Origin of the sequence: Actinomyces oris (assembly GCF_001937445.1) — a bacterium.
GTDB classification, from domain to species: domain Bacteria; phylum Actinomycetota; class Actinomycetes; order Actinomycetales; family Actinomycetaceae; genus Actinomyces; species Actinomyces acetigenes.
In genome coordinates, this window is sequence record NZ_MSKS01000009.1 from 117642 (window position 1) to 128383 (window position 10742).

The window sequence follows — 10742 nt, forward strand, 5'->3', positions numbered from 1 at the left end:
TACGTCGTGGTCGCGCGGGCTCAGTCCTCCCGTGAGCCGCGCCGCGCGCGCAGTGCGTCACGCAGGCGCTTGGCGACGGACATCCCGGAGTAGATGACGCGGGAGACGGGGACGTCCCAGGCCCCGTCCACCTCAGTGACGTGCTGGGCATAGCGCTTCTTGTACTGGCCCACCGTGTAGAGCGCGGGGACGCGGGTGGAGCCGGCGCCCATGAGATCGAGGCCGCGGTAGCCCTCCTGGGCCAGGGTGCAGGCGGCCCACCAGTCCAGGGCCTCGGCCCCGCGGAAGGTGCGCGACTCGTTGGAGGAGGCGCCGTAGTAGGCCACGGCGTCCTTGCCCGAGGTGAGGATGAGGTCCCAGGCGTGGGGCACGCCGTCCTTGCGCAGGACGAACAGGCGGGCGTTGCCCTCCCCCAGGGACGTCAGCATGGTCCAGTAGACCTCGGCGTCGTGGGGCTTGAAGCCGTCGCGCTCAGCGGTCTCGCGCAGCACCTCGTAGACCTCGTCGAACTCCTCGCGGCTCAGGCCGGTCTCGTCGCTGATGGTGCAGCCGGCCTCCCGGGCCACGCGCTCGGCGCGCTTGACCGCACGGCGCCCGTCCTTGGGCATGACCGCCGCCATCTTCTCCGGCGTCTTGGGCACCAGGTCGATGACGTAGGTGCGGTCGTAGGTGATGGTGGACAGCAGCTCGCGCAGGTCGGCAGCGCGGTAGCGGGCGTGCATACGGATGAAGCGCACCGAGCGGCTGCGCTCCTTGACCACTGAGCGCAGCAGACGGCGCAGGTGGGCCTCGCGCTCGGGCGACTGCTCCTTGAGCCAGACCGGGCCGTGCTTGGCCCACAGGAAGGTCTGGCCGCCCATCTCGTAGCGGTACAGGGCGATGGCGGCCACGGGCTTGCCCTCGTCCTCATAGAGGTAGCGGCCCCACAGGGGGCGGCCCATGGCCTCCTCGAAGCGCTCCCAGGCCTCGGTCTGCTCCACGGGGAAGGGGCTGTTGCCCACGGCCAGGCGCATCTCACGCCCATCGACCCGCCGCAGGGTCTCGGAGCGGTCCGGGGTGGAGTGCACCGGCTCGGGGTGCGTGAGCCGAGGCGCCTTGGGCTTGTCAGCCTTCTCGGCCCTGGCGGGCTGGGCGGGCTTGTCGGTCGTGTCGACCTTCTGCCTGGGCTGCTCGGGCCCGTCGTCCTTGTGCCCCTTCTCCTTGGGTTCCTTGAGTTGAGCCGTCTGAGCCTTCTCGGGGGTCGGTGCGCCGGCCTCGACCGTGGCGTCAGTCGCGGAATCAGTCGTGGCGTCGGGGGTGGTGCTGTCGGGCATGTTCTCGTTCTCGGGCATTCAGCGGGACCTGTCGACTCGTTGCGGATAGTTGCGGGCGAACTTGCGGTAGTGGTTGAGGCGCTGGAGCTCGATCGTCACGCGGCGGCGCAGCGAGCGCTCGGCCGGGTCGCGCAGCGGGTCGATGCCCCGCCCCAGGCCCTTGGCCTTGCGGCGCAGCGCCGCATCGGACACGTAGCGTGCGATGACGCCGTCGGGAACCAGGGAGTAAAGGACCTGCCGGGAGACCTCGATGGGCTCGTCACGCTGGTCCAGGACCAGATCCTTGAGCATGACGGCCATGGGGTTGGCGCCGGCGGCTGTCAGGTAGAAGGAGTTGCGGCCGATGCGGGGGTTGACCTCGAAGAAGAGCTCTCGCCCGTCGCGGGGGTCGACCTTGATGTCAAGGTTGGCGAAGCCGCGGTAGCCGGCGTGACGCAGCAGGCGGCCGGTGGCCTCCCACAGGTCGGGGAAGGCCTCGGTGATCATGGCCACCGGGTTGCCGATCATGGTGGGCGCGTGGTCCTGCAGCAGGACGCGCGCCGAGCCGATGAGGCGCAGCTCACCGGTGGAGTCCATGTAGGCGGTCACCGAGCGCATGGCGGTGTCGTCACCGGGGATGCACTCCTGAACCAGGAAGGTGGAGCGGTAGCCGGCCTCCTTCAGGCTCCTCCACATGCCGGCCAGCTCAGCGGCGTCGTCGATGAACCAGATCTTGCGCTTGCCGGGGAAGGAGATGCGGTCGTAGTCGGCGCCGATGGCCGCCTTGGCCACGAGCGGGAACTCCAGGCCGAGCTCGCTGACGCTGGTCGGCGGCTCGCACTCGGGGTCGGCCAGGTCGACGACGACCTCCCGGGGCGTGAGCACCCCCACCTCGGCGCACAGACGGGAAAAGGAGGCCTTGTCGCTGACGGCGTCGAGCACGTCGATGTCCGGGAAGGGCAGGACGTAGGTGGGCTCGAGCTCGCTGCGGTGAGCGGAGATCATGGCGGCCGCGGCATCGGTGTTGGCCATGAGCACGGCACTGCGGGGCCCTCTGCCCTGGACCAGCCGTCGCAGCAGCGCGATGGTCCGCTCCGGTGGGGCCCCGGCCTCCTGGTGGACCACGGTGATGTAGACCGACTCGGAGATCGCGACGATCGGTTCCGAGGCCACGACCGTCACCGATGTGCCGGTGACCTCGTGAAGCTGCCGAGCCAGGGCGTAAGCGCCGATATCGCCGCCGAGGACCACGGGCAGCAGGTGCCTGAAGCGTTGCGTCATAACCATCCGTTTCTTGCCGCAGGGACCAACTCCTCCCCAGATGGTAGAGCACGCCGGGACGCCCCGTTCCCGACCACCCCAGGAACATCACGATCCGGACACGGGGCCACCCCCTAACCCTGCCGCCCCACACCCGCAATCCAGCAGGAATCCAGGCGATTGTCCGCGACTCGACGACGACAACGCGGCCTGACGGTGACACATGCCACCCGGTGCGCAGCCACCTCCCCGGAGAATGACAAGAGCCCGGGCCGCTGTGGCTCCGGGCTCGTTTCGACCGTCGGTTCTGGTGGGCGATACTGGGATCGAACCAGTGACCTCTTCCGTGTCAGGGAAGCGCGCTCCCGCTGCGCCAATCGCCCGAGCGGATGACGGGACTCGAACCCGCGACCCTCACCTTGGCAAGGTGATGCTCTACCAACTGAGCCACATCCGCGTGACACCCTTGTGGGGTGCGGGAAGAAAGTTAGCAGAGGTATCCCTCGGAGGCAAAACGCACCCGAGCCCGTGTCCCATGAGGTGTCTCACGCCGCGCCGACCCGCCTCGCTCACCGGGCAGCGCCCGGGGACTTCTCAGGAGACGCTCGGACGTGACATGTCTTTCTCCTACTGTCCTGCCTTCTCACCTCAGTCGTGGCAGGGTAGTCCCTATGACCACGCCGACGACACCGACGCCTCAGGCCGCACAGGAACCTCAGGAAGTCCCCCAGCGCCCGATCTGGCCGGGCTACCCCTATCCACTCGGGGCAACCTACGACGGCTCGGGGACGAACTTCGCCCTCTACTCCTCGGCCGCCAGCGGCGTCGATTTGTGCCTGTTCGACGACGAGGGCCATGAGGAGCGGGTGGCGCTCAAGGAGGTCGACGGCGACGTCTGGCACGCCTACCTGCCCGGGATCTTGCCGGGCCAGAAGTACGGCTACCGGGTGGCGGGCCCCTACGACCCGGCCTCCGGTCACCGCTGCGACCCCTCCAAGCTGCTGCTGGACCCTTACGCCAAGGCGATCTCCGGCGAGGTGACCCCGTCCCAGACGCTGTACTCCTACTCCTTCGACAACCCGGAGGTGCGCAATGAGGAGGACTCGGCGGGACACACCATGCGCTCGGTGGTCATCAACCCCTACTTCGACTGGGGCCATGACCGTCCCCCGGGCCACGAGTACCACGAGACGATCATCTACGAGGCCCACGTCAAGGGCATGACCCAGCTGCACCCGATGGTTCCCGAGAACCTGCGGGGCACCTACGCCGGTCTGGCTCAGCCCGCCGTCATCGACCATCTCAAGAACCTGGGTGTCACGGCCATCGAGCTCATGCCGGTTCACCAGTTCGTCAACGACACCCACCTGCAGGAGAAGGGCCTGTCGAACTACTGGGGCTACAACACGATCGGATTCTTCGCTCCGCACAACACCTACGCCGCCTACGGCACCGAGGGCGAGCAGGTCCAGGAGTTCAAGTCCATGGTCAAGGCCTTCCACGAGGCCGGCATCGAGGTCATCCTGGACGTGGTCTACAACCACACGGCCGAGGGCAACCACCTGGGCCCCACCCTGTCCTTCCGCGGCATCGACAACAGCTCCTACTACCGCCTCGTCGACGGCTCGGCCAGCCACTACTTCGACACCACCGGCACCGGCAACTCACTGCTCATGCGCTCGCCGGCGGTCCTCCAGCTCATCATGGACTCGCTGCGCTACTGGGTCACTGAGATGCACGTCGACGGGTTCCGCTTCGACCTGGCCTCAACCCTGGCCCGCCAGTTCCACGAGGTGGACAAGCTCAGCGCCTTCTTCGACATCATCCACCAGGATCCGGTGCTCTCCCAGGTCAAGCTCATCGCCGAGCCGTGGGACGTGGGCGACGGCGGCTACAACGTGGGCGGCTTCCCGGCCCTGTGGAGCGAGTGGAACGGCAAGTACCGCGACACCGTGCGCGACTTCTGGCGCGGGGAGCCCTCCACCCTGGGCGAGTTCGCCTCCCGCATCACCGGCTCCTCCGACCTCTACCAGCACGCCGGACGCACCCCGGTGGCCAGCATCAACTTCGTCACCGCCCATGACGGCTTCACGTTGCACGACCTGGCCTCCTACAACGAGAAGCACAATGAGGCCAACCTCGAGGGCAACGCCGACGGCAGCAACAACAACCGGTCCTGGAACTGCGGCGCCGAGGGGCCCACCGACGATCCGACGATCATCGAGCTGCGTCAGCGCCAGACCCGCAACTTCCTGGCCACTGTCCTGTTCAGTCAGGGCGTGCCCATGATCTGCCACGGCGATGAGCTGGGGCGCACCCAAGGGGGCAACAACAACGCCTACTGCCAGGACAACGAGATCTCCTGGGTCAACTGGGACCTCAGTGAGCAGGACAAAGACCTGCTGGAGTTCACCAGCACCATGATGTGGCTGCGTCGCGATCACCCGGTGCTGCGACGTCGGCGCTTCTTCACCGGGGACGCCGGCCACGGCGGGGAGAGCGAGCTCGGCGAGATCGAGTGGCTCACTCCGGCCGGTGAGTCCATGACCGACCAGGACTGGACCACCTGGTACGCCCGGGCCATGATGGTCTTCCTCAACGGGGAGGCGATCGCCGAGCCCGATGAGCGGGGCCAGAGGATCGTGGACGACTCCTTCCTCGTGCTCATCAACGCCTCCGACGAGGACATCACCTTCACCCTCCCCGGCGAGGGCTACGCCCCCACCTGGAAGGTCGCGTTGGACACGGCTCCCGCGGTGGACGGGGACTCCGACCCGGTCCTCGCCGCTGACGACACCGTCGTGGTCGAGGCCCGCTCCATGCTCTTCCTCATCGACGCCCCCGACTCCGACGCCACCACGGAGCGGCACCCGAGGTAGGGACTCTCCGCGGCCCTGCGGCACGAAACCAGACACATCATCCATCAGCAGCACCACCCGACGCAGACCAGACGAGCTTCAGGAAGTGACATGACCGACGCAGTGGACGCAGCAGTGGATCAGGCAGGTTCGGCGGATTCCGCGGAGACACCCGCCTACGCGCCCTGGTCGGGGCACGTGCCGGCTCCGGAGCACCGCACGCCGGTGACCACCTACCGCCTCCAGCTCGGTGAGGACCTGACCTTCGCCGATGCCAAGGCCCTGGTCCCCTACCTGGCCGATCTGGGAGTCACCGACCTCTACCTCTCCCCGATCCTCACCGCCGCGCCGGGCTCCACCCACGGCTACGACGTCGTCGACCACCGCAGGGTCTCGGCCGTCATGGGCGGGCGGGAACAGCTGGAGGCCCTGGCCGCCGAGGCCGACGCCCATGGAATGGGCGTCGTGGTGGACATCGTTCCCAACCACATGGCCGTGCCCACCCCCGGCTGGCACAATCTGCCCCTGTGGTCGGTGCTGCGCGAGGGACCGGACTCCCCCTACGCCGCCTGGTTCGACCTCTCCCTGGACGAGCCCATCCTCATGCCGGTCCTGGGCAAGCGCATCGGCGCCGTCCTGGCCGACGACGAGCTCACCCTGGAGCAGATGGTGGTTCCGGGCCAGGAGGACCTGGGCGAGCAGTGGGTGCTGTGCTACTACGACCACGTCTACCCCGTCGCCCAGGGTACCGAGTCACTGCCGATGCACGTCCTCGTCGACCGCCAGCACTACCGCCTGGCCTACTGGAAGGTCGGCGACGAGGAGATCAACTACCGGAGGTTCTTCGACGTCGGCACCCTGGCCGCGATCCGCGTCGAGGATCCCGACGTCTTCGCCGGAAGCCACGGCCTCATCCTCGACCTCATGAGAGACGGAGTCATCAGCGCCCTGCGGGTCGACCACCCCGACGGCCTGGCCGACCCCGGCGGCTACCTCACTCAGCTGGCTCAGGCCACCGGCGGGGCGTGGATCGCTGCGGAGAAGATCCTGGCGCCCGACGAGTCCCTGCCCACCTCCTGGCCAGTGGCCGGAACCACCGGCTACGACGCCGCCTGGCGGATCGACCAGCTCCAGGTGGACCCCGCCGGCGCGGCCCGCCTGGGCGCACTCATGCATGAGCTCACCGGGGACGCACCCGTGGACTACGACAGCATCGTCGAGGAGGCCAAGCGCGAGGTCATCGCCGGCTCACTGGCAGCCGAAGTCGACCGCCTGGCCCGCATCCTGGACTGCCTGACCTCACAGGACGTGCGCCTGCGCGACCACACCCTGCGCGACCTGCGGGCCTGCGTCGTCGAGCTGCTCGTGGCCGCGGACCAGTACCGGGTCTATGTCGTTCCCGGCACGCCTCCCGGCCCGGAGACGGCCGCCGTCCTCCAGGCCGACGCCGAGCGGGCCCGCCAGCGCCTCGAGCCGGACCAGGGAGAGACCCTCGACCTCGTGGTCGCCATCCTCCTGGGTGAGCCGGTCGGCTCCGAGGGACTGTCGGAGTCCCCCGAGCGAGCCGAGGCCATCATCCGTTTCCAGCAGGTGTGCGGAGCCGTCACCGCCAAGGGTGTGGAGGACACGGCCTTCTATCGCTGGACCCACCTGACCAGTCTCACCGAGGTCGGCGGCAACCCGGCCGGCTTCGCGCTGAGTGCCGACGAGGCCCACGCCTGGGCCGACCGGGTCCAGAACATCTGGCCCGACACGATGGTCACCTCCACCACCCACGACACCAAGCGCGGTGAGGACGTGCGCGCCCGCCTGGACGTGCTGGCCTCCTACGCCGAGGAGTGGAGCGACCTCATCCACCGGCTGCGCGCCATAACCGCGCAGGTCCGCCCCCCGGACCTCGACGGCCGCAGCGAGAACCTGCTGTGGCAGACCCTGTGGGGAACCTGGGCACCCGACAGCGACGACCCCATGACCCCCGAGCGGCTCAGCGCCTACCTCATCAAGGCCTCCCGGGAGCAGAAGATCTGGACCACCTGGACCGCCCCGGACCTGGCTCGGGAGCAGGCCCTGACCGACTACGCCACCCATCTGCTCACCAGCGAGGAGGTCTCCGGCGAGCTCGAGGCCTTCGCGGCCCTGACAGCCAGGTCCGTGCGCACCGCGATCCTCGCCGGCAAGGCTCTGGCCCTGACCTGGATGGGCGTGAGCGACATCTATCAGGGCAGTGAGACCACCCGTACCTCACTGGTGGACCCCGACAACCGCCGCGCAGTCGACTACACCGGGCCCTCGGGCCTCATCAGCGCCCTGGAGCGCCTCGACTCCGGAGCCGCACCGCGCAGTCTCGATGAGGACAAGCTCTTCCTCACCTCGCGCCTGGCTCGCCTACGTGCCCGCCGCCCCCACACCTTCGTCGGTCCCCGCTCGGGCTACCGCACGATCCCAGTGACCACCTCCTTCGCCTTCGCCTACGCCCGTCTGCTCGACGAGGTCCCCGACGTCGTCGTCATCGTCAGGCGCCTGGCCCGGCGGCTCGAGCAGCTGGGGGGCTGGCGCGAGGAGAGCATCGTGCTGCCGGAGGGGACCTGGGAGCACGTCCTGCGCAGCGGCACCGTGGAGGGAGGCAACCAGCCTCTGACCGAGGTAGTCGGGGACGATGCCGTCGTCGTCCTGGCCAGGGTCGTCTCCCCCGACTCCCAGACCGACTCGGAGCACGCCGCCCAGGAGGCCGCCCGATGAGCCCGGCGGCCCCCCAGACCTGGCGTTCCCCGGCCCTCCCCGTGGGCCCCCGCGTGCCCGTGTGGGCCCCCGCGGCGAAAAGGGTCGAGCTGCACCTGCCCGGCAATGAGCGGACGGACGACCGGCTGGTCGACATGGTCCCGGCCCCGGACGGCTGGTGGACCGCCCCCTTCGACCTGGAACCGGGCACCGACTACGCCTTCCGCGTCGACGGCTCCCCCGACCGCCCCGACCCCCGCAGCGCCCTCCAGCCTCACGGCGTCCACGGCCCCTCACGAACCGTGGACCCGAGCGCCTGGCAGTGGACCGACCAGGACTGGACGGGCAAGGACCTGCTCGGCTCAGTCATCTACGAGCTCCACGTGGGCACTTTCACCCCCGAGGGCACCCTGGACGGCGCCATCTCCCGGCTGGGTCACCTGGCTGAGCTGGGAGTCGACATCGTCGAGCTCATGCCGCTGGCCGCCTTCCCCGGCAGAGCCGGCTGGGGCTACGACGGGGTGGGCCTGTGGGCCGTCCACGAGGCCTACGGGGGCCCCGAGGCCCTCATGCGCTTCGTCAACGCCGCCCACCGCGCCGGCATCGGCGTGTGCCTCGACGTCGTCTACAACCACCTGGGCCCGTCGGGCAACTACCTCAGCGTCTTCGGCCCCTACTTCACCCCTGCCCACCACACCCCCTGGGGCGAGGCCATCAACTACGATCACGACGGCAGTCATCAGGTGCGTGCCTTCGTCATCGACTCGGCCCTGCGCTGGCTGCGCGACTTCCACATCGACGCCCTGCGCCTGGACGCCATCCACGAGATCAAGGACGACGCCGGGGCCGCCGACCCGCCGCAGGCGCACGTCCTGGCCGAGCTCTCTGACGCCGTGGCCGCCCTGTCCGACGAGCTGGACCGTCCCCTGAGCCTGGTGGCCGAGGCCGACCTCAACGACGTCGGGGTCATCACCCCCACCGACCAGGAGCCCCCCGCCGCGACACCCAGCCTGGGCATGACCGCCCAGTGGGCCGACGACGTCCACCACGCCCTGCACGTACGGATCACCGGCGAGGCGCAGGCCTACTACGCCGACTTCGCCGAGCCCGGGGCATGGACCAAGGCCTACGGTGGCGCCTTCCTTCACAACGGCACTTGGTCCACCTTCCGAGACCGGGTCTGGGGCGCCCCCGTGCCCGAGGACACCGACCCCAGGCGCTTCGTCGTCTTCGGCTCCAACCACGACCAGATCGGCAACCGGGCCGTCGGGGACCGTCCCTCGGCCGGCCTCGATGATGCCGCCCTGGCCGCCACTGCCGCCCTGGTACTCCTGTCCCCCTACACGCCGATGCTCTTCATGGGCGAGGAGTGGGGAACCCGCACTCCCTTTCAGTTCTTCACCGACCACGAGGAAGAGGACCTGGCCCGCAGCGTCAGCCAGGGGCGCGCCCGGGAGTTCGCCGGCTTCGGCTGGGACGCCGACGAAATCCCCGACCCCCAGGACGCCGCGACCGTCGAGACCTCGCGCCTGGACTGGTCGGAGCTGGACAAGACCGACCACGCCCGCATGCTGGCCTGGTACCGGGCACTAACCGCCCTGCGCCGCGAGCTGGCCTGGTCCCAGCGCACCGCGTGGCCGCAGATCGATGAGGCCGACGACGTTGTCACCGTGACCTACGAGGACATCGTCGTGGTCACCAACCTCTCCGGGAGGCCACGGCCCGTTCCCAAGCTGAGCGAGGTGCTCCTGTCCTGGGACCCCGTCGGCTCCGCCCCGTCCTGCCTGCCGCCCGGACAGACGCTCATCGCTCGACGCTGACGAGCCGCGCCAGGCGGCATCCCGACCGACCGGATGCCAGTACACCGGAGGCAACCGATGCACATCCGTTCAGAAAGGCAGGCACCTCGTTGACACAATGCAACCCTCCCAGCGGCGTGGCTTCATGTGCCCGCTGCGGTAGCGCACTAGCGTGGCATCCGTGACTGTCAACGGTAGGCCGCGTCAGAACGAGGCAGGTGGCATCCCCGTACGATTCGAGGAAGCGCTCCTGTCCCTTCGCGACGCGCCCCGCCCCCGAGGGCTCCTCATGGAGGAGGTGCCCGCCCCCAAGAACCTGGCCCCCTACTCCGCCGCCCTGAGCGCCGAAACCGTTGAGACAGTCGGCGCCACCCCCCTGGCCACCGGACGCTTCGTCGTCCTCCACGACCCCGACGGCCAGGAGGCCTGGAACGGAGACTTCCGCATCGTGGTCCAGGCGCGCGCCCGCATCGACGACGAGATCGGCGTGGACCCCGTCTTCGAGTCCGCCGCCTGGAGCTGGCTCACCGACGGCCTGGAGGACTCCCGCGCCGGCTACCACGCGCTGGTCGGAACCGTCACCAGGGTCCTGTCCGAGACCTTCGGCGGGCTGACTCTCACTGACTCCTGCGCCCACGCCGAGATCCGGGCATCGTGGTCCCCCACGACCCCCCAGCTCGGTCCCCACCTCACCGCCTGGCACGAGCTGCTGCTGGTCGCCTCCGGCCATGAACCAGCCGCAGTCCACCCCCTCACTCTCGCCGGAGCCGGAAGGTGACGCCCCGCCGCACCGGCGTGCCCCGCCCAGCTGCGTC

At 69.3% G+C, this 10742-nt stretch carries 6 protein-coding genes and 2 tRNA genes; 4 read left to right on the forward strand and 4 right to left on the reverse strand.

The window, feature by feature from the left end; all coding sequences use genetic code 11:
* Positions 1 to 20: 20 nt before the first annotated feature.
* From BKH20_RS02890 to BKH20_RS02905, 4 genes are all read right to left on the reverse strand, one after another.
* The gene (locus BKH20_RS02890; RefSeq protein WP_075389870.1) at positions 21 to 1331 is read right to left on the reverse strand and encodes a lipid II:glycine glycyltransferase FemX; all 1311 of its coding nucleotides are present in this window, start codon (positions 1329 to 1331) and stop codon (positions 21 to 23) included.
* Positions 1332 to 2573 carry a carboxylate--amine ligase gene (locus BKH20_RS02895; RefSeq protein WP_075389871.1) on the reverse strand — a complete coding sequence of 414 codons (1242 nt, stop codon included), beginning with the start codon at positions 2571 to 2573 and terminating at the stop codon, positions 1332 to 1334.
* A 287-nt stretch (positions 2574 to 2860) separates the two neighbouring features.
* Positions 2861 to 2935: transfer RNA gene (locus BKH20_RS02900), tRNA-Val, on the reverse strand.
* 1 nt (position 2936) lies between these two features.
* Positions 2937 to 3009, reverse strand: a tRNA-Gly gene (locus BKH20_RS02905).
* Between the two features lie 214 nt (positions 3010 to 3223).
* Between BKH20_RS02905 and glgX the strand changes: the two genes are divergently transcribed.
* The 4 genes from glgX to BKH20_RS02925 all read left to right on the forward strand — a co-directional run bounded on the left by glgX (position 3224) and on the right by BKH20_RS02925 (position 10705).
* A complete protein-coding gene (gene glgX / locus BKH20_RS02910) occupies positions 3224 to 5431 on the forward strand; it encodes a glycogen debranching protein GlgX (RefSeq protein WP_075389872.1) in 2208 nt (735 codons plus the stop codon).
* A gap of 90 nt (positions 5432 to 5521) precedes the next feature.
* A complete protein-coding gene (gene treY, locus BKH20_RS02915) occupies positions 5522 to 8149 on the forward strand; it encodes a malto-oligosyltrehalose synthase (protein WP_075389873.1) in 2628 nt (875 codons plus the stop codon).
* Positions 8146 to 9948 carry a malto-oligosyltrehalose trehalohydrolase gene (gene treZ / locus BKH20_RS02920; protein ID WP_075389874.1) on the forward strand — a complete coding sequence of 601 codons (1803 nt, stop codon included), beginning with the start codon at positions 8146 to 8148 and terminating at the stop codon, positions 9946 to 9948. Before treY ends, treZ begins: the two co-directional genes overlap by 4 nt.
* A gap of 151 nt (positions 9949 to 10099) precedes the next feature.
* A complete protein-coding gene (locus BKH20_RS02925; protein WP_070663068.1) occupies positions 10100 to 10705 on the forward strand; it encodes a DUF3000 domain-containing protein in 606 nt (201 codons plus the stop codon).
* The last annotated feature ends 37 nt before the right edge of the window (positions 10706 to 10742 follow it).